The organism is Rahnella ecdela (assembly GCF_019049625.1).
GTDB classification, from domain to species: Bacteria; Pseudomonadota; Gammaproteobacteria; order Enterobacterales; family Enterobacteriaceae; genus Rahnella; species Rahnella ecdela.
Genome location: NZ_JAFMOY010000123.1, coordinates 128318 through 149450, shown reverse-complemented (window position 1 = coordinate 149450; position 21133 = coordinate 128318). Strand labels below are relative to the sequence as shown.

Genomic DNA, 21133 nt, shown 5'->3' with positions numbered 1-21133 from the left:
CCCTTTGCTGATGAGTTTGGGTCAAAACACAGGATTTTAAGATTGCAGGAAAGTCTGAGCAGGAAAACAGGCAATAAAAAAGGCCATGCATAAGCATGGCCTTTTCGAAATCACTGGCAAATCAGCAGTAGCCGTAAGTCATCAGACGCTGATAACGACGGTTGCGCAGTTCTTCAGTGCTGAGAACATCCAGGTCACTCAGATCAGCTTCCAGTTGTGCACGCAAAGAAGCAGCCATAGCTTCCACGTTGCGGTGAGCGCCACCCAAAGGCTCCGGAATAACGGAGTCGATCAGTTTCAGCTCTTTCAGGCGCGGAGCAACAATACCCATTGCTTCCGCAGCCAGAGGCGCTTTATCTGCGCTCTTCCACAAAATAGAAGCACAACCTTCCGGTGAAATGACCGAATAGGTGCTGTATTGCAGCATGTTAACTTTGTCGCCAACGCCAATCGCCAGTGCGCCGCCGGAACCACCTTCACCGATAACAGTGCAGATAACCGGAACATTCAGACGTGACATTTCGCGCAGGTTACGGGCGATAGCTTCAGACTGACCACGCTCTTCAGCGCCAACCCCAGGATAAGCACCCGGAGTATCGATGAAGGTAATGATTGGAAGTTTGAAACGTTCGGCCATTTCCATCAGGCGTAACGCTTTGCGATACCCTTCCGGCGCTGGCATACCGAAGTTACGACGAATTTTCTCTTTGGTTTCACGGCCTTTCTGATGACCAATGATCATCACGGCACGTTCACCTAAACGGGCGATACCGCCAACGATAGCTTTATCGTCTGCGTATGCACGATCACCTGCCAGTTCATCAAAATCGGTAAAGATATGTTTGATGTAATCCAGGGTGTAAGGGCGACGAGGATGGCGCGCCAGTTGGGCAATTTGCCAGGCACCCAGATCAGAGAAAATCTTACGAGTCAGTTCCACGCTCTTTTCGCGCAAGCGTGCAACTTCTTCGTCCAGATTAATATCTAATTTTTCGTCTTGACGGCTGACTGCAGTCAGCGAGTCAATTTTCGCTTCCAGTTCCGCAATCGGCTGTTCAAAATCAAGAAAATTCAGACTCATAGCATTCCTATTTTAGTCAAATTCCAGTTCCACCTGCTCACTACCGACCAGGCCTCGCAAATCCAGCAACAGCTTGTCCGTTGGCGTAACACGCCATGACGCCCCGAATCGTAGCCGGGCTCTTGCGTTTTCTCGTTGGTAATACAGATGCACTGGTATCGTCCCCGATCGATGAGGTTCCAACGATTGGCGGAGACGGTTCAAAAGCTGGTCATCAATTTGCCTGTCAGTCAGCGATATAGCAAGACCGCGTGCATATTTTTCCCGTGCTTCACTGATGTCCATTACATCGCGGGCCATCATTTTAAGCCCGCCACTGAAGTCATCAAAGCTGACCTGTCCTGTGGCGATAAGGATACGGTCTTTTTCCAATAAATGCTGGAATTTTTCCAATGCTTCAGTGAACAACATGACTTCCAGACGACCTGAACGGTCATCGAGTGTACAGATCCCAATGCGGTTACCGCGCTTGGTGACCATGACACGTGCAGCGAGCACCAGTCCCACTGCGACGGTCATTTTGCCCCGTTCCGTCGGGTGCATATCTTTCAGGCGCTGACCACCGCCATAACGCTCGATTTCTTTCAAATACTGAGTGATCGGATGGCCGGTAAGATACAACCCGAGCGTCTCGCGCTCGCCATCCAGCACCGTTTGTTCCGGCCAGGGCATCACGTTAGCGTAGGATTTTTCGACCTGTTCCGGCGCTTCGGCCAGAACGCCGAACATATCCACCTGACCAATCGCTTCGGCTTTAGCGTGCTGATCGGCCGCTTTCAGTGCGTCCGGCAGAGAACTCATCAGCGCTGCACGATGCGGGCCTAAACGGTCAAACGCACCGGACATGATCAGTTTTTCGAGAATGCGTTTATTCAGTTTTTTGACATCAGCACGCGCGCAGAGATCAAACAGCTCTTTGAAATAGCCGCCTTCATTACGTGCTTCAATAATGGCTTCAATCGGGCCTTCGCCCACGCCTTTGATTGCGCCAATGCCGTAAACGATTTCACCTTCGTCGTTCACGTGGAAATGGTACAAACCGCTGTTAATATCGGGCGGCAGAATTTTCAGCCCCATACGCCAGCATTCATCGACCAGACCGACGACTTTCTCGGTGTTATCCATATCTGCGGTCATTACCGCCGCCATGAATTCTGCCGGATAGTGCGCTTTCAGCCAAAGAGTCTGATATGACACTAAAGCATAGGCTGCTGAGTGAGATTTGTTAAAACCATAACCGGCGAATTTCTCTACCAGGTCGAAGATTTTAATCGCCAGTTCGCCGTCAATTCCACGAGATTTCGCACCATCTTCAAAACCGCCGCGCTGCTTGGCCATTTCAACCGGGTTTTTCTTACCCATCGCGCGGCGAAGCATATCTGCGCCACCCAGCGAATAACCCGCAAGAACCTGCGCAATCTGCATGACCTGTTCCTGGTACAAAATGATGCCGTAAGTCGGCTCCAGTACGGGTTTCAGGGATTCATGCTGCCACTGGATATCCGGATAGGAAATCTCTTCGCGACCATGTTTACGGTCGATAAAGTTATCTACCATGCCTGACTGCAAAGGCCCCGGACGGAACAGCGCCACCAGTGCGATCATATCTTCGAAGCTGTCGGGCTTAAGACGTTTGATCAAATCTTTCATGCCGCGAGATTCAAGCTGGAATACCGCTGTGGTTTCCGAGCGTTGCAGCATGTCGAAGCTTTTCTTGTCGTCGAGCGGGATGGCCGCAATATCCAGCGGCGGCTCACCGGATTTCTCGCGGCGGGCGTTAATCATTGCCAGCGCCCAGTCGATGATGGTCAGCGTACGCAGGCCGAGGAAGTCAAACTTCACCAGCCCGGCGTATTCCACGTCGTTTTTATCGAACTGTGTAACCGGATGATTACCTTCGGCATCGCAATAAAGCGGCGCGAAATCGGTAATTTTAGTTGGCGCGATAACCACCCCACCGGCGTGTTTACCTGCGTTACGGGTGACACCTTCAAGCTGACGGGCCATGTCGATCAGCGACTTAACTTCCTCGTCAGCTTCATAAATTTCTGGCAACTGAGGTTCTGCGGCAAACGCTTTTTCCAGCGTCATCCCCGGATCAGGTGGCACCAGTTTTGAAATGCGGTCAACGAAACCATACGGGTGACCGAGGACGCGTCCCACATCGCGGATAACCGCTTTGGCAGCCATCGTACCGAAAGTGATAATCTGTGAAACGGCTTCACGACCGTACATTTCAGAGACGTGATCGATAACACGGTCGCGTTTTTCCATGCAGAAGTCGACATCAAAGTCGGGCATGGAAACACGTTCAGGGTTAAGAAAACGTTCGAACAGCAGGTCAAATTCGAGAGGATCCAGATCGGTAATTTTCAGCGCATACGCCACCAGAGAACCCGCACCGGAACCACGCCCCGGTCCAACCGGCACGCTGTTATCTTTGGACCACTGGATGAATTCCATTACGATCAGGAAGTATCCCGGAAATCCCATCTGGTTGATAACTTTGAGCTCGATATCAAGGCGATCGTCATATTCAGGACGTTTTTCAGCGCGTACTTGCGGATCCGGGAATAAAAATTCGAGACGTTCTTCCAGACCTATTTTTGACTTTTCGACCAGGAAATCTGCGGTAGTCATATCCCCGGTCGGGAATTGCGGCAGGAAATATTCGCCCAGACGGATGGTCACGTTACAACGTTTGGCGATTTCCACGCTGTTTTGCAGCGCTTCAGGAACATCTTCAAACAGCTCGCACATTTCGTCTTCACTGCGCATATATTGCTGCGAAGTGTAATTACGCGGACGCTTAGGATCGTCGAGGGTAAAACCATCGTGGATAGCGACACGAATTTCATGGGCATCAAAGTCAGTCGGCACCATAAAACGTACGTCGTTAGTGGCCACGACCGGCAAGCCACGCTCTGTTGCCAGCGCAACGGCAGCATGAAGATAGTTTTCTTCTTCTGCACGGCCGGTGCGGATTAATTCGAGGTAATAGCGATCAGGGAAATATTGCTGGTAGAAATCCAGACACTGACTGACCTGCAAATCATTGCCGCGGGTCAGAAACTTACCGACGTCGCCCATTCTCGCGCCGGAAAGCAAGATCAGGCCTTCGTTCAGTTCAGCGAGCCATTCAAGATCGACAATCGGTCCGGCTGCGCCATAACCACGCTGATAGGCCCTGGAGATGAGCAATGTCAGGTTTTGATACCCCTGATTGTTCATCGCCAGAACGGTCAGCTGAGCCAGCTCATCGCCGAGGATTTCACTCTGAACATTCAGGTCTGCGCCGATAATCGGCTTAATGCCGGCACCGTGAGCGGCACCGTAAAATTTAACCAGTCCGCAAAGGTTGGTGAAATCAGTAATCGCCAGAGCGGGCATGCCGAGTGACGCTGCGCATTTCACCAACGGGCCCACTTTCGCGAGCCCATCCACCATGGAATAGTCGCTATGTACACGCAGATGAATAAAACGAGGTTCGGCCATATCCAGAGTCCAGAAATGAGTGAATTAAGGGTTGTATACCCCGTAAAACGGGGCAGGAACAAGTGACGCGTTATGCCAGCCCGAGCGCGCGTTTCACCGGAGAGAAACTTCGACGGTGATATGCTGTTGCTCCAAGGCGGGCAAGGCTTTCGAGATGCACCGGCGTCGGATAACCTTTGTGCTTCGCAAACCCATATTCAGGGAACTGCAGATCCAGTTCAACCATTTCGCGGTCGCGGGTAACTTTAGCCAGAATTGAAGCTGCGCTGATCTCAGCGACTTTGCTGTCCCCTTTCACCACCGCCTGTGACGCCATAGGAAGTTTAGGGCAGCGGTTGCCATCGATCAGCACCATATCAGGTGTGATACCCAAACCGGCAACCGCTCTTTGCATGGCCAGCATGGTGGCATGCAGAATATTCAGTTCATCGATTTCATGCGGTTCAGCACGCCCGAGACTCCAGGCCAGCGCTTTCTCTTTAATTTCGATGTATAACGCCTCACGACGCTTTTCAGACAGTTTTTTCGAATCCGCCAGGCCTTTAATCGGATTGGCCGGATCGAGGATCACAGCGGCTGTCACCACAGCGCCCACTAACGGGCCGCGTCCCACTTCATCCACACCCGCGATACATACGGCTTGCGGATAGATATATAAATCGCTCATCGCTTTGCCAGCTCCATGACGGCCTGAGCAGCCTGTTCATCTGCATCACGGCGAATACTTTCATGCAATTCAAGGAACGTCTCACGCAGCGCGTGGCTTTTATCACCGTCAGCCAGTAAAGGCAGCAAAGCAGCAGAGAGTTTTTCAGGCACACATTCGGTTTGCAATAATTCGGTGACGATTTCGCGTCTTGCCAGCAGGTTCGGCAATGAAACATACGGTGTTTTCACCAGACGCTCAGCCAGCCAGTACGTGAATGGTTTCATGCGATATCCCACGACCATCGGGCATTTCGCCAGCATACATTCGAGCGCTGCCGTCCCGGATGCCAGCAATGCCGCATCACTGGCAATCATCGCTTCCCGGCCTTTACCATCAAGCAAGTGAGCAGGTAAATCAGGCGCAACTTCAGCCTTGATACGCTCGAACTGCTCGCGACGCTTCGCATTCACCAGCGGTACAACGATGTGCAAATCAGGATAGGTTTCCCGCAACTGCAACGCAGTTTTCAGGAAATCTCCGCTGAGCATTTCCACTTCTGCATGGCGACTTCCCGGCAATAATGCCAGGCAGTGAACATCATCAGGGATCCCCAGCGCCAGACGTGCTGCCTGTTTATCAGGATGCAACGGCATTGCATCAGCCATGGTATGGCCGATGAAACGGCAGGGAACATTGAATTTGTCATAGAACGCTTTTTCAAACGGTAGAAATGCCAGAACTAAATCTGTCGCCTTGCCGATTTTGAAAACACGTTTTTGCCGCCAGGCCCAGACAGACGGGCTGACATAATGAATGGTGCGGATGCCGCGCTGCTTTAAACGACCTTCCAGCGTGATATTAAAGTCAGGGGCATCGATGCCCACAAACACATCGGGCTTGAGTTCGCTAAAGCGCTGGGTCAGATCTTTGCGGATTTTCAAAAGACGTGGCAGTCGTTCAAGAACTTCTACCACGCCCATTACCGCCAGTTCTTCCATTTCGTACCAGGCTTCGCATCCTTCCGCCTGCATCAGCGGACCTGCGACACCCACAAAACGGGCATCAGGATGATGCTTTTTCAAGGCTCGAATCAGCCCGGCGCCAAGAATGTCACCGGACGTTTCACCGGCCACCAGGCCAATTGTCAGAACAGGCTTTTGCATTGTTTTCCGTAGCGCAGATCAGCGAATAATGCCGCGCGTTGAGCGGGCAAAGAAATCACTGAAGGGTTTAGCTTTCGGGAATTCAGCCGCAATTGCAGCGATTTCCGGTTGGGCTTCTTCCAGCGTTTTACCGCTGCGATACAGTAACTTATAAGCATTGCGGATAGCATGCAGATCGGCTTTTTCGAAACCACGACGCTTAAGCCCTTCGATATTGATACCGAATGGTGTCGCATGGTTACCTTGTGCAATCACAAACGGAGGAACGTCCTGAGCAACCCCGGAACATCCCCCCACCATGACATGCGCGCCGATAATACAGAACTGATGTACCGCCGTCATACCGCCAATGATCGCGAAATCATCAATCTCAACGTGACCACCAAGGGTTGCGTTGTTCGCCAAAATACAGCGATTACCAATGACGCAATCGTGGGCAATATGTGCGTTAACCATCAACAGGTTATCGCTACCCACTTTTGTCAGACCACCGCCCTGAACGGTACCACGATGGATGGTAACGCTCTCACGAATATTGTTGCGATCGCCGACTTCAACGCGTGTTGGTTCACCGGCATATTTCAGATCCTGGTTAATTTCACCAATGGTAACGAACTGAAAAATACGGTTATCGCGGCCAATTTTGGTCACGCCATTAATCACTACGTGTGATTTAAGCTCAGTACCTTCACCAATTTCTACCTGGGATCCCACGTAGCAGAAAGGACCGATATGGACTCCGGCGCCTATTACGGCACCGTCTTCAACAATAGCGCTTGGATGAATAAAGGCGGTTTTATCAATCATGTATTAAGACTCCCGGCGACGGGCGCACATCATTGATGCCTCGCAAGCGATCTCACCATCAACTTTCGCGACACCTTTGAAACGAGCAACGCCCCGACGCTCTTTAATGAATTCAACTTCCAGAACCATCTGGTCACCCGGTAAGACCGGACGTTTAAAGCGTGCATCGTCGATTGCTGCAAAATAATACAATTCGCCCGGTTCCAGTTTACCTACGCTTTTGAATGCCAGAATACCGGTGGCCTGAGCCATCGCTTCCAAAATCAAAACGCCTGGGAAAATAGGTTTACCCGGGAAGTGCCCCTGGAAGAACGGTTCGTTAAAAGAAACGTTTTTCACGGCGCGCAAAAATTTCCCTTTCTCAAAGTCCAACACTCGGTCAACCAGCAAGAACGGGTAACGGTGTGGCAATAAATCCAGTATCTCTTCAATACGCAGAGTATGAGTGTCAGTAGTCAAAATACTCTTCCTGTCTATAAAAACTGATGGCATCAATAACACGGCCTGCCAGACCCCAAAAGAAGGTCATCAGGCAGGCCGCAAATAGGAACGTATGTCGCAGGTTCACTCAACAAAGGGAACACAAAGCAGCATCGTAGGTGGTAATTAGTCTTTTTCGATTTTACGCTCGACAGCTTTCAAGCGCTTATTCATCTCGTCAATATTCATTACCAATGCAGCCGTCTTACGCCAAACTTTATTCGGTTGTAACGGGATACCGGAGGAGTATACCCCAGGTTCAGTGATTGGTCGCATTACCATTCCCATTCCCGTGACGACAGCCTGGTCACAAATCTCCATGTGACCGTTGATAACACTGGCTCCGCCGATTTGACAGTAGCGTCCGATTTTCAGACTACCGGCCATGATAACACCACCGGCAACCGCCGTATTGTCTCCAATCACGACGTTGTGTGCAATCTGACATTGGTTATCAATGATAACGCCGTTGCTGATTATGGTATCATCCAGCGCGCCACGGTCGATTGTGGTACAGGCACCAATTTCAACGCGATCACCAATAATGACGGTACCTAACTGAGGAATTTTGATCCAGTTACCGCGATCGTTAGCGTAACCAAAGCCATCAGCACCAATCACTGTTCCAGACTGGATCAGGCATTGTTCGCCAATATCAACACGATGATAGATAGAAACGTTGGCCCAAAGTCGGGTTCCGGCTCCTATTTTCGCTTCTTTACCGATAAAACAGCCTGCACCGATGATGACATTATCACCCAGTACAACGCCGGATTCGATGACTGCATTTGCGCCAACCGAGACATTCTTACCTAAAGTTGCACTGTCAGAAATCACCGCGCTCGCAGCAATATCCTGTGCCGGTGCCGGAGTGGTATCCAGCAACTGCGCCATACGCGCGTAGGTCAGGTAAGGGTTTTTAACCACTAATGCCGCTGTAGGGCAAAATGGCAGATCCGCTTCGGTCAACACTACGGCACCTGCATTGCAGGAAGCCAACTGTTCACGGTAACGGCTGTTTGATAAAAACGTGATTTGCTCAGAGTGTGCGGAATGCATTGAAGCAACGCCGGTGATGGCAATTTCGCCATCACCGTGCAATTGTGCATCCAACTGCTGTGCGAGATCAGCCAGTCGAATTGAAGACATGTTTATTTAACCTGTTTCAGCACATCAGCAGTAATATCTTTGTCATTGTTTGCATACGCGATGGCGTTTGCATCGATAACAACATCATAACCTTCTTTGCTGGCTACAGATTTAACAGCATCCTGGATACGGCTCAGGATTTTGTTACGTTCTTCAGCCTGGCGGCGACGGTTATCTTGCTCGAACTGCTGCGCTTTAGCAGAGAAAGCTTCACGCTGAGCCATAACGTCTTTTTCAAGTTTTGAACGATCGCTGGCTTTCATTGTAGAGCCATCACGTTGCAGACGTTGCATTTTGGTTTGCAGATCACGTTCCTGAGATTGCAAATCTGTCGCACGGCTTTTGAACTCGTTTTCCAGCTGTTTTGCTACTGCTTCACGAGCAGGCATCTGTTGGAAAATGCTTGCTACGTTAACGATAGCAATTTTATCAGCAGCCTGAACGCTAGCTGAAGAAGCCATAACTAAACCGAGGCCTGCGGCATATAACCACTTTTTCACTATAAACTCCTTCCATCACCCGTTTGTGCCAGATGGCACAGTAAATTACACAAAACACCCGATAAGAAAACAATACACGGGCCGAAACCCGTGTATCAAATTCAGCATCTGGCCTTTGCGATTCTGCTGAACAAATTCTGCCCAGGCAGGACGTTACCAGGTTTTACCAATGTTAAACTGGAACTGTTCTGCCTTATCGCCTTCATATTTCTTAATCGGTTGTGCATATGAGAAGACCAATGGTCCCAGTGGAGACATCCACTGCAATGCAAGACCGGAAGAAACACGAATGTTTCCTGGTTTACTGTAGTCAGGAACGCCCGCAGCCTGCGACTCAGGGGTATTTTCCCAACCGGTATCCCATACTGTACCACTGTCCACAAACAGGGAAGTACGCAGTGAGTTCGCGTATTTCTCGCTGACGAATGGAGTAGGAACAATCAGTTCCGCACTCAGTACCGCCATTGCGTTACCACCGACTGCATCGTCCGAATTATCAATCGGACAAGTGTTGTAGGAGGTATTAGCGGTAGTACATCTGTAATACGCTGCTTTAGGACCAATGGTGTTCGACTGGAAACCACGAACACTACTTGAACCACCGGCATAGAAGTTATCGTAGAACGGCACTTCTTTACCGCCCAGACCATCTGCGTAACCTGCACGCGCACGACCCATCAGCACCCAATCACGATCCTGATTCAGCGGCAAGTAACTGGTTGAATCAAATGTAATTTTGTAATATTCGTTATCAGAGCCCGGAACAGTCACTTTACCGTTCAGGCTGGCTTTGGTCCCTGAAGTCGGGAAGTAGCCACGGTCAAGGTTGTTATAACCCCAACCCAGATTCACGAAGAAGTCATCCGCGCTGAAGTCTGCATCTGCGTTGTCACTGGTCGTCACAGCAGGTTGCAGGCCAACAGAGTTCAGATAACGGAACATAGCAATCTGTGGTTCCATATTGGACAGATCGTTATGGACGTAATCCAGACCCAGACGTAATGAATTGTTCTCATTAATCGGGAAGCCCAGGTTCCCGCCAATACCATAACTTCTGTTGGTATAGCTGGAGAGATCCGCATCATCAGCTTTAAAGTCGTTATAGAAGATACGACCACCCAAACTTACGCCGTCAACGGTGAAGTATGGGTCAGTGATGGTGAATTCCGCGTACGTCTGGTAATCGTTCTTGGTACCGCTGATGCCGACAGAGTTACCCGTTCCCAGCCAGTTGTCCTGCTGGACACCGACCTGGAAGCTGACACCACTTTCTGTACCGTAGCCCACACCAAAGTTGAAAGTACCGGTATTACGTTCTTTCACTTTGTAGACCACATCAACCTGATCCGGTGAACCCGGAACACGTTGTGTATCAACATCCACAGTTTCGAAGTAACCCAGACGGTTCAGACGCTCTTTGCCTTTGTCGACCAGATCGTTGCCTAACCAGGCACCTTCCATCTGACGCATTTCACGGCGCAGTACGCTGTCTTTACTGGTGTCATTACCTTCAAAGCGGATATGACGCACGTAGAAACGGTTACCCGCGTCAACGTTGATGTGCAGTTTAACGGTTTTGTCTGCATCATTAATTTCTGGCTGTGTTGTCACACGTGGGTAAGCGTAACCATAACGCCCCAACATCTGTTTGATGTCGTTTTCCATTTTGGTGACTTTGGCGCCGTTATACAGCTCGCCTTTATCAATTTTAGTCAGGCTTTGAACTTCTGCCGAGTGACCCGCCATGCTGCCAGTCACATCCACGCCAGAAAGTTTGTATTGCTCACCTTCTGTTATGTTTAGCGTGATGTAGATGCCTTTTTTGTCCGGCGTCAGGCTGACCTGAGTCGAATCAATATTGAAACGGGCATAACCGCGATCCAGATAGAAACTGCGCAGGGTTTCAAGGTCACCCGCGAGCTTTTGTTTCTGATATTTACGGTCGCCGACGACGTTCCACCATGGCACTTCATCACGCAGCTGGAAGCGTGAGATCAGCTCATCAGTCGTAAAGGCATGGTTACCTACGATGTTGATCTGCTGAATTTTGGCAGAAACACCTTCGGTAAAGACCAGTTTCAGGTCAACACGGTTACGCGGTAAAGGGGTCACAACCGCTTTTACCGACGCACTGTATTTACCCACGCTGTAATAGAAGTCTTCGAGACCTTTCTCGATACCGCCGATGGTGGTGCGGTCAAGCGCTTCGCCAACGCGGACGCCAGAGGCTTCCAGGTTTTGCTTGAGCATGTCATCTTTCACCGATTTGTTACCGGAGAAAGTGATGCTGGCAATGGTTGGGCGTTCTTTGACCTGAACAATCAGTGAATCACCATCGCGAAGGACGCGAACGTCCTCAAAGTTGCCAGTGGCAAACAATGCACGAATGGTGTTACTGATATCATCGTCAGTAACCGTATCACCGACGCGAACCGGCATATTGAGTAACGCCGCACCGACGGCAACTCGCTGCAGGCCTTCGAAATGAATATCTTTCACTACGAAACCGTCTGCACCGTATACGGTGGCGCTGCCAAACAGCAGCGACGCTATGAGCAACTTTTTGATCGCCATCGTTGTTATGCGTTCTTCCTAACCTAATCTCCGGTCTTAAAGACGGGAGAAATCATTGAAAAGTGCAAGCCCCATCAACAACACCAGCAAAACTGAACCAATGCGGTAACTGAAGTCCTGAACTCGCTCGGAAACTGGCCCACCTTTTAGCTTTTCTATTGCGAGAAAAAGCAGGTGTCCACCATCTAATACCGGTAATGGGAAGAGGTTGATGATCCCCAGATTGACACTGATAAGTGCCAAAAACGTGAGGTAAGACACCAAACCATACTCTGCTGACATTCCTGCACCCTGTGCGATGGATATTGGGCCACTCAGATTGTTCAGCTTCACATCTCCGGTAATTAACTTACCCAGCATGCTCACAGTGAGTTTCATCAGTTGCCAGGTTTTATCCCCGGCCTCATAAAACGCCACAAACGGACCATACTGACGGATTGTTTTAAATTCGTCAGGCAGCGGTATCACCTTCGGTACCACGCCAGCAAAACCCTGTATTTTGCCTTTGCCTGCGGACTTCGTGTCCGGCGTTAATGTTAAAGCGACAGGATCCCCACCCCGCTCAACTTCCAGCGCAATAGGTTTACCCGGATTGTCCCGGACCTGTATGACAAACGACTGCCAACTCTCCAGAATCTGACCATCGACTTTAACGATCCTGTCCCCGGCTTGCAAACCCGCCTTTTGAGCGGCTGAATCAGGCTGCACTTCCTGCAGAACAGATTCTATCTGCGGACCTCTTGGGATCATACCCAGAGAAACGACCGGATCCTGCTTTTCAGGATCAAACTGCCATTGGCGCAAATCCAGAGTTTTCTCAACAACCTGAGATGAGCCAAACTGAGCAACACCTACGGTCGTTTGGTCATCACCAATTTCGCCCATCAACGCTAAACGAACTGATTCCCAATCAGGCGTTTCGATACCGGCAACAGACTTTAGTTCCATTCCGGATGAAATATTCGATTGGGCAGCGATTGAATTCGCAGTGATATTCGCGATGACAGGGCGCACGCTGGGCACGCCGATGACAAAGACCAGCCAGTACGCAAAAATGGCGAAAATGAAATTAGCAATCGGCCCGGCACTGATGATAGCTGCACGTTGCCAGATCTTTTTATTATTGAAAGATTGATGACGAAATTCAGGCGCAACGGCTTCGACACGTTCGTCGAGCATTTTGACGTAGCCGCCGAGAGGAATAACAGCCAGCACATACTCGGTTCCCTGCCGGTCGGTTCTGCGCCAGAGGGCACGTCCAAAACCGACAGAGAAACGTTCTACACGGACACCACAACGACGAGCAACCCAGAAATGGCCGAACTCGTGCACGGTGATAAGCACCCCCAATGCGACGATAAAGGCGGCCAGGCTCCAGAGTATGTTCATCATATGTCTAACTATTCCTTAGAAACTTCACCGTCTGCGACGGATTAATACACTAACAGCATCAGACAGGCGAATACAGGCACCGCAGCCGTCAGGCTGTCGATACGGTCAAGTATTCCGCCGTGGCCAGGGATCATATGACCACTGTCTTTGATTCCTGCCTCGCGTTTGAACATACTTTCCGTCAGGTCGCCCAGCACAGAAGCCAGCGCCGCGACAACGGAGCAAATCAGCAAGATTGAAGGCTGCACACTTAACGGTGCATAACGACCAAACAACCAGGCTATGAGGGCTGAAGTCAGAAGCCCGCCGGCAAACCCTTCCCAGGTTTTCCCTGGAGAGACTTTCGGTGCCAGCTTGTGCTTACCAAATAATTTACCAAACAGGTAAGCGCCGGAATCAGCTCCCCAGACGAGTAGCATCACATATAACAACCACCATGCGCCAGTGTGATGATTCTCAGCATAGCCATATTGGCGCAATGCAATCATGCCCCAGAAAAATGGCACAATCGTCAGCACACCGAATATTACCCGTAATACGCGGGAATGGCGCCAGAATCCTGCCGAAGCCGGATATCCCACCACTAACAGCAGCGCCACGCACCACCAGGCAAGTCCGGCCCACAAAGAACCGCTAACCTGTATCAGATGCACACTCTGTTGATAAGCCGGTATGCTGAGCAGCATGGCAGCCAGCAGAAAACCACAGAGTATGGCCAGCCAGATACGCTGATTACGCGTTGCAAAACCAGCCAGTTGCCCCCACTCCCACGCCGCCAACATACACACGACTAATGTGACGATGGCGAAACCTACCGGTGGTAGCAAAAAGAGTGCTGCAATAACAATCGGTATTAAAATCAGAGCTGTGATAATGCGATACTTCAGCAAATGTTCTCCCTAGGACGCATCAGCGCCGATAGGTGTAGTCCCCCCGAAACGGCGCTCGCGTTGTGCAAATGCAGTCAGCGCACCTTCGAAGGTATTTTCATCAAAATCAGGCCAGAGGACATCGGTAAAATACAGCTCTGCATAGGCAATTTGCCACAACAGGAAATTGCTGATCCTATGTTCCCCACCGGTTCTGATCACCAAATCGACGGGTGCCAGTTCGCTCATACAGACCGCTGAATTCAGCAACTCTTCTGTAATCTGCTCCGCCCGCAGTGTACCGGCTTCAACCTGACCAGCCAGTGTCTTAACGCCTTGAATAATATCCCATCGGCCACCGTAATTCGCGGCGATGTTGAGTGTTAGACCGTCGTTATTTTGAGTAAGTGTTTCTGAACGACGAATGCGTTCCTGCAGACGAGCACTAAAACGACTGACATCGCCAATGATTCGCAACCTGACATTGTGTTTGTGCAGGCTTTTTACTTCACTGTCCAGTGCACGCACGAACAGTTCCATAAGTGCGGAAACTTCCTGAGCCGGGCGATTCCAGTTTTCACTACTAAAGGCATAAAGCGTGAGCGCATCGAGGTGATGACTGGCAGCAAAACTCACAGCTTTGCGCACTGACTTCACTCCCGCTTTATGACCAAATACCCTCATTTTACCCTGACGTTTTGCCCAGCGTCCGTTACCGTCCATGATAATGGCTACATGGCGAGGTTGAGAGCAACACATATCAGACATCTGTTGATTTTCGAGGGACATAACGCGTACTCATTTCCTTTTATCAGAACACAACGGCTTTCAGGCTGGCTTAACGTTCTTCAGGCTTACACCAGAACAGCCAACTGGCGCTGCACCTATTTGTCGCTTATGCGACTACACGCGCAAAAAAGCCGTGTCTCCCTTTCAGGCACGGCTTGACTGACAGCTCACCGATTCCACCTGTAACATTCAGTCTCTGAAAAGCCAAATCTGCTGCCAGTGTGGCGCAGACTATACCATCTCAGTGTGATGCTAACAAACTGCTGCATAAGTACTAAAACGGGCTTACATCGCAAAAGTACGAAGTTTAGCTTTCGCTCGTGCCCTCGCCAATGCGTCTATCTGCAACACTTCCTCAACAGAATCGGGTTCAGCACTCACAAGTTGCTCCATGACCTCACGGTTAAGCGAAGCAATGTCAGTAAAGCGCAGTTCACCGTTGAGGAAAGCAGCGACAGAAATTTCGTTAGCTGCATTCAGCGCGGTGGTGGCGGCCTGGCCGGTATTGCTGGCTTCAATGGCAAGTTGCAGGCATGGATAACGCGCATAATCTGGCGCACCAAAGGTCATGGCGCCCATTTTGCAGAAATCCAGCGCTTCCACTTCAGTCTTCACGCGTTGCGGATAGGCCATCGCATGCGCAATTGGCGTGCGCATATCCGGCGATCCCAGCTGAGCCAGCACACTTCCGTCGCAATAACGTACCATTGAATGGATCACCGATTGCGGATGAATGATGACCTCCATTTCTGCGGCTGAGGCATTAAACAGCCAGCGCGCTTCAATGTACTCAAGACCTTTATTCATCATGGTGGCGGAATCCACTGAAATCTTGCGCCCCATCGACCAGTTTGGATGAGCACATGCCTGGTCAGGCGTCACATCGCTAAACTGGCTCAAAGGGAGCTCGCGGAACGGACCGCCGGAGCCGGTCAGAATAATGCGTGAAATGCCGTGCTCTTCGAGAGAAGCAAACCCCAGCTGTTTTTGAACAGCTTCCGGCAGGCTCTGGAAAATCGCGTTGTGTTCGCTGTCGATCGGCAAAAGCTGTGACTGGCTTTGGCGCACGGCATCCATAAAGATGCGTCCGCAGGTGACCAGCGATTCTTTATTGGCCAGAAGCACTTGTTTACCAGCACGGACAGCGGCAAGTGTGGGTAACAGTCCCGCAGCACCCACGATAGCCGACATCACCTGGTCAACATCATCAAGGGCCGCCAGTTCGATAGCCGCATCAGGACCGGAAAGCACTTCGGTTCGGCATCCCTGTTCAGCCAGAATAGCTTTCAGCGCACGGGCAGAAGCTTCATCCGCCATTGAGGCATAAGCCGGCTGAAATTCAAGACACTGCTGCGCCATAACGTCAACATTGCGCCCTGCAACCAGTGCTTTAACGGTGAAATCGTCAGGATTCGACCGGACAACGGAAAGCGTGCTGGTGCCGACAGACCCTGTCGAACCAAGAATAGTCATTTGTTTCATGAAAATGCCCGGGATAGCGCTCGTAAATTCGGAAAGTGCACAGTCTGAAACCTCTCATCTGGCTTGTCTATGAGATTGCGCCAAGCGGTAAAAAAATAAAAGCCCGATAAAAACAAAGCGCCGCAATTGCGGCGCTTGGGAGCAAGCTAAAGTCGGATCAGAACTCCATCAACTCTGCTTCTTTCTCGGTCAGAGCAACGTCGATTTTCTTGATGAAAATATCAGTCAGTTTCTGGATGTCGTCCTGAGAACGGCGATCTTCGTCTTCGCTGATTTCTTTATCTTTCAACAGTGCTTTGGTTTTATCGTTCGCATCACGGCGAACGTTACGCACGGACACACGGCCCTGCTCTGCTTCACCACGTACAACCTTGATCAGGTCTTTACGACGTTCTTCGGTCAGTGCTGGCAGTGGAACGCGGATAGTCGCGCCTGCTGAAGATGGGTTCAGACCCAAATCAGAGGTCATGATCGCTTTTTCCACCGCTGCGCTGATTGAACGGTCAAACACGGAGATAGCCAGAGTACGGGAATCTTCAACAGTCACCTGCGCCAGCTGGCGTAAAGGTGTGGCTGAACCGTAATATTCCACCATGATGCCATCCAGGATGCCTGGAGATGCACGGCCGGTGCGGATTTTGCTGATATGGGTTTTGAATGATTCGACGCATTTTTCCATACGAATTTCAGCGTCTTTTTTGATTTCGTTAATCACGTTGTTAACCTTTGAAAGCGGGTTACCTGGCAGACCATAACATCAGTATAGTCCGTGAATACTCATGCCAGCAGAGGCTGGCTGAACGTAATGTTCAATTGTGAAGGATCACTCCGCTTTAGAAATCAGCGTCCCTTCATTTTCACCCATCACCACGCGACGCAGTGCGCCAGGCTTATTCATGTTGAAAACACGAATTGGCAGATTGTGATCGCGGGCCAGCGTAAAGGCCGCCAGATCCATCACTTTCAATTCCTGTTCCAGCACTTCCTGATAGGTCAGTCTTTCATACAGCGTCGCTTCCGGGTTTTTCACCGGGTCAGCGGAATACACGCCATCAACTTTGGTGGCTTTTAATACCACATCAGCTTCGATTTCGATACCGCGCAGACAGGCAGCTGAGTCAGTGGTAAAGAAAGGATTGCCGGTACCGGCGGAGAAAATCACCACACGGTTATGACGCAGCAAGCTGATAGCCTCAGCCCAGCTGTAATTATCACAAACACCGTTCAAAGGGATTGCAGACATCAGGCGCGCGTTAACGTAGGCACGGTGTAATGCATCACGCATTGCCAGGCCGTTCATGACAGTCGCCAGCATACCCATATGGTCGCCTACAACACGATTCATGCCCGCCTGTGCGAGGCCAGCGCCACGGAACAGGTTACCGCCGCCGATCACAACGCCTACCTGAATGCCGAGTTCGACCAGCTCTTTCACTTCCTGAGCCATACGATCTAATACACTCGCGTCGATACCAAAACCTTCACTGCCCTGCAGGGCTTCGCCGCTGAGTTTGAGCAGGATACGTTGATAAACGGGTTTCGCATTGGTAGCCATGGTGTCTGTCCTAGAAGCAATGTGTCTTAATGGATAGTCGGTCTTTACATCATAGCGCTGTCAGAATGACTTTACGCACAATGTAATAGGAATTTGGGGCTGGATAAAACGGAACCGCCCTTTCGCAGCGGTTCCATTTTAGGGTGTATCAGGTACTGATTAAGACTGTTTAGTCATTGCTGCAACTTCAGCAGCAAAGTCAGTCTCAACTTTCTCGATACCTTCACCCACTTCAAAGCGGATGAAGTTAGTCACGTCAGCGTTGTGCTCTTTCAGAACCTGGCCAACAGTTTTGCTTGGATCGATAACGAAAGGCTGACCGGTCAGAGAAACTTCGCCGGTGAATTTCTTCATGCGGCCTTCAACCATTTTCTCTGCAATTTCTTTCGGCTTGCCAGACTGCATCGCGATGTCCAGCTGAACCTGGTACTCTTTTTCTACCACTTCAGCAGACACATCTTCAGGCTTAACGAATTCTGGTTTGCTTGCTGCAACGTGCATAGCAATTTGCTTAACCAGTTCTTCATCAGCGCCGGTCGCAGCAATCAGAACACCGATACGTGCGCCGTGCAGGTAGCTACCCAGCACATCGCCTTCAAGGATTTGAACGCGACGGATGTTGATGTTCTCACCGATTTTAGCAACCAGCTGAATACGCTCTTCTTCGAACTGAGCTTTCAGAACGTCAACGTCAGTCACTTTACCTGCAACAGCAGCGTCCAGCACTTTGTCAGCGAAAGCCTGGAAACCAGCATCTTTAGCAACGAAGTCAGTCTGGCAGTTAACTTCCAGAATCACGCCGAAGTTGCCTTCGATTTTGGTTTTGATCACGCCGTCAGCAGCTACGTTGCCTGCTTTTTTCGCCGCTTTGATCGCGCCAGATTTACGCATATTTTCGATTGCCAGCTCGATGTCGCCGTTAGCTTCAACCAAAGCTTTCTTACAATCCATCATGCCAGCGCCAGTACGTTCGCGCAGTTCTTTTACCAGGGCAGCGGTAATATCAGCCATTGTATTTTCCTCGATTATCTCAGTGCAAAAAGGCTTTTTGCGGTGAGATATTTCTCGCATTTAAGATAAGCAAAGGGGGCCAATAAAGGCCCCCTAACCAACATATTTCAATACCTGGTTAATAAGGGCTCTGCTGAGCTTGCCTTATTATTCAGCTTCTACGAAGCTTTCTTCTGCCTGAACAGCCAAGTCTTGCGAACGGCCTTCACGAACAGTGGCAGCAACAGCGCTCAGGTACAGATTTACTGCACGGATTGCGTCATCGTTACCAGGGATAACAAAGTCAACGCCATCCGGATCGGAGTTGGTATCAACAATGGAGAATACCGGGATACCCAGGTTGTTAGCTTCTTTGATTGCAATGTGTTCGTGATCAGCGTCGACTACGAACAGAGCATCAGGAAGACCACCCATATCCTTGATACCACCCAGGCTGTTTTCCAGCTTAGCCAGTTCACGAGTACGCATCAGCGCCTCTTTCTTGGTCAGCTTATCGAAAGTACCGTCCTGAGACTGAACTTCCAGATCTTTCAAACGTTTGATGGACTGACGAACGGTTTTCCAGTTAGTCAGCATGCCGCCCAACCAGCGATGGTTCACGAAGAACTGGTCGCAGTTGTGTGCAGCTTCTTTTACCGCTTCGCTTGCTGCGCGTTTAGTACCAACGAACAGGATCTTACCTTTACGGGAGGAGATCTTCTGCAACTCAGCCAGAGCTTCGTTGAACATTGGAACAGTTTTCTCAAGGTTGATGATGTGAACCTTGTTACGAGCGCCGAAGATGAATGGCTTCATTTTCGGGTTCCAGTAACGGGTTTGGTGACCGAAGTGAACACCGGCCTTGAGCATGTCGCGCATGGAAACAGTTGCCATGATAAAACCTCTATTAAGTAGTTGGGGTTATGCCTCCACGTATCCCATACAACCGACCCCGAAGAACGAATTCCCAAGGCACCCCGGCGTATGTGTCGATACGTGTGTGTTATTACTTACGTTAATAAGTACACAATGAGTGATTTTGGCTTTAATCCCTTTGCGTCGTAAGACCCAGAGCGGATTGCCGGCGCGCTTTATATCATAAATAACGGCCGGACAGCAACTTTTGTTCACCGAATTGCTTAGCGGAAAATGATAGTTTGGCAGCAAATATCAGGGCTGATACCATAAGCCACAGCTAATTATTGACGACATCGGTGTAGAAATAAAGCACACCTGATGCACAGAACCTGCAGGACAACACATGGCTATTTCAATCAAAACCCCTGAAGACATCGAAAAAATGCGCGTCGCTGGCCGTCTGGCCGCCGAAGTGCTGGAAATCATTGAGCCTTTCGTCAAACCTGGCGTGAGCACCGGTGAACTGGACCGCATTTGTGCCAATCATATCGTGAACAATCAGAAAGCGGTTTCTGCCTGCCTGGATTACCACGGCTTCCCGAAATCTGTCTGTATCTCGATTAACGAAGTGGTGTGCCACGGTATTCCAAGTGAAGACAAAATCCTGAAAGATGGTGACATCGTGAACATCGATGTCACGGTCATTAAAGACGGTTTCCACGGCGACACCTCCAAGATGTTCATCGCAGGCAAACCGACCATTCTGGGCGAGCGTCTTTGCCGCATCACACAGGAAAGCCTGTATATAGCGCTGCGCATGATCAAACCGGGTATTCGCCTGCGTACACTGGGTAAAGAGATCCAGAAATTCGTCGAAGCGGAGAAATTCTCTGTGGTTCGCGAATATTGCGGTCATGGTATCGGCGAAGGTTTCCACGAAGAACCTCAGGTTCTGCATTACGATGCGGATGACGGTGGCGTGGTATTACAGGCTGGCATGGCTTTCACCGTTGAACCTATGGTCAACGCCGGTGATTTCCGTATCCGCACCATGAAAGACGGCTGGACAGTAAAAACTAAAGATCGCAGCTTGTCGGCTCAGTACGAGCATACTATTGTGGTGACAGATAACGGTTGTGAAATTATGACGCTGCGTAAGGATGACACCATCCCGGCTATCCTGACGCACGACTAACAGTCGCCCGCTCTGCGGAGAGGGTATAAATCTGTGAATCAAACCGGCGAAAGCCGGTTTTTTTATCTTTCACGTTTATTGGTCTCTCACGTGTAGGGCTGCGCA

Annotated in this window: 18 protein-coding genes; 1 reads left to right on the top strand and 17 read right to left on the bottom strand. The window is 50.3% G+C overall.

All coding sequences use genetic code 11. The features are described from left to right. Positions 1-121: 121 nt before the first annotated feature. From accA to rpsB, 17 genes are all read right to left on the bottom strand, one after another. On the bottom strand, positions 122-1081 hold the full coding sequence (accA, locus tag J1784_RS10810) for an acetyl-CoA carboxylase carboxyl transferase subunit alpha (protein WP_120134671.1): 960 nt from the start codon (positions 1079-1081) through the stop codon (positions 122-124). A gap of 12 nt (positions 1082-1093) precedes the next feature. Beyond that, entirely contained in the window at positions 1094-4576 is a 3483-nt protein-coding gene (gene dnaE, locus J1784_RS10805; RefSeq protein WP_217149193.1) for a DNA polymerase III subunit alpha, read from the bottom strand. A 70-nt stretch (positions 4577-4646) separates the two neighbouring features. Then, complete coding sequence (rnhB, locus tag J1784_RS10800; protein WP_217149192.1) at positions 4647-5243, bottom strand: ribonuclease HII; 597 nt, start codon at positions 5241-5243, stop codon at positions 4647-4649. After that, positions 5240-6388: a lipid-A-disaccharide synthase gene (gene lpxB / locus J1784_RS10795; RefSeq protein ID WP_217149191.1), complete on the bottom strand. Its 1149-nt coding sequence runs from the start codon at positions 6386-6388 to the stop codon at positions 5240-5242. Before lpxB ends, rnhB begins: the two co-directional genes overlap by 4 nt. An 18-nt stretch (positions 6389-6406) precedes the next feature. Then, the gene (gene lpxA, locus J1784_RS10790; RefSeq protein ID WP_217149190.1) at positions 6407-7195 is read right to left on the bottom strand and encodes an acyl-ACP--UDP-N-acetylglucosamine O-acyltransferase; all 789 of its coding nucleotides are present in this window, start codon (positions 7193-7195) and stop codon (positions 6407-6409) included. A gap of 3 nt (positions 7196-7198) precedes the next feature. Next, a complete protein-coding gene (gene fabZ / locus J1784_RS10785) occupies positions 7199-7687 on the bottom strand; it encodes a 3-hydroxyacyl-ACP dehydratase FabZ (protein WP_120163110.1) in 489 nt (162 codons plus the stop codon). Between the two features lie 114 nt (positions 7688-7801). Beyond that, complete coding sequence (lpxD, locus tag J1784_RS10780) at positions 7802-8824, bottom strand: UDP-3-O-(3-hydroxymyristoyl)glucosamine N-acyltransferase (protein WP_217149189.1); 1023 nt, start codon at positions 8822-8824, stop codon at positions 7802-7804. Between the two features lie 2 nt (positions 8825-8826). Beyond that, positions 8827-9324, bottom strand: a complete 498-nt coding sequence (skp, locus tag J1784_RS10775; RefSeq protein WP_120134677.1) for a molecular chaperone Skp — start codon at positions 9322-9324, stop codon at positions 8827-8829. Between the two features lie 153 nt (positions 9325-9477). Further along, positions 9478-11898, bottom strand: a complete 2421-nt coding sequence (gene bamA, locus J1784_RS10770) for an outer membrane protein assembly factor BamA (protein ID WP_217149188.1) — start codon at positions 11896-11898, stop codon at positions 9478-9480. A gap of 36 nt (positions 11899-11934) precedes the next feature. Beyond that, positions 11935-13290: a sigma E protease regulator RseP gene (gene rseP / locus J1784_RS10765; protein WP_217149187.1), complete on the bottom strand. Its 1356-nt coding sequence runs from the start codon at positions 13288-13290 to the stop codon at positions 11935-11937. A gap of 41 nt (positions 13291-13331) precedes the next feature. Next, positions 13332-14180, bottom strand: a complete 849-nt coding sequence (gene cdsA / locus J1784_RS10760) for a phosphatidate cytidylyltransferase (protein ID WP_217149186.1) — start codon at positions 14178-14180, stop codon at positions 13332-13334. Between the two features lie 9 nt (positions 14181-14189). Continuing rightward, on the bottom strand, positions 14190-14948 hold the full coding sequence (gene ispU / locus J1784_RS10755) for a (2E,6E)-farnesyl-diphosphate-specific ditrans,polycis-undecaprenyl-diphosphate synthase (RefSeq protein WP_095923213.1): 759 nt from the start codon (positions 14946-14948) through the stop codon (positions 14190-14192). 285 nt (positions 14949-15233) lie between these two features. Continuing rightward, positions 15234-16430, bottom strand: coding sequence for a 1-deoxy-D-xylulose-5-phosphate reductoisomerase (gene ispC, locus J1784_RS10750; RefSeq protein WP_217149185.1), 1197 nt, complete (start codon positions 16428-16430; stop codon positions 15234-15236). Between the two features lie 157 nt (positions 16431-16587). Beyond that, a complete protein-coding gene (gene frr, locus J1784_RS10745; RefSeq protein WP_112288326.1) occupies positions 16588-17145 on the bottom strand; it encodes a ribosome recycling factor in 558 nt (185 codons plus the stop codon). Positions 17146-17253: 108 nt separating this feature from the next. After that, a complete protein-coding gene (pyrH, locus tag J1784_RS10740) occupies positions 17254-17985 on the bottom strand; it encodes a UMP kinase (RefSeq protein ID WP_095923215.1) in 732 nt (243 codons plus the stop codon). Positions 17986-18144: 159 nt separating this feature from the next. Further along, the gene (gene tsf, locus J1784_RS10735; RefSeq protein WP_112288325.1) at positions 18145-18996 is read right to left on the bottom strand and encodes a translation elongation factor Ts; all 852 of its coding nucleotides are present in this window, start codon (positions 18994-18996) and stop codon (positions 18145-18147) included. A 147-nt stretch (positions 18997-19143) separates the two neighbouring features. Continuing rightward, positions 19144-19869 (bottom strand): 30S ribosomal protein S2, encoded by a 726-nt coding sequence (gene rpsB / locus J1784_RS10730; RefSeq protein ID WP_217149184.1) that lies wholly within the window; start codon positions 19867-19869, stop codon positions 19144-19146. 367 nt (positions 19870-20236) lie between these two features. On the opposite strand from rpsB, the gene map reads away from it, so the two are divergent. Beyond that, positions 20237-21028, top strand: a complete 792-nt coding sequence (gene map, locus J1784_RS10725; protein WP_217149183.1) for a type I methionyl aminopeptidase — start codon at positions 20237-20239, stop codon at positions 21026-21028. Positions 21029-21133 lie beyond the last annotated feature (105 nt).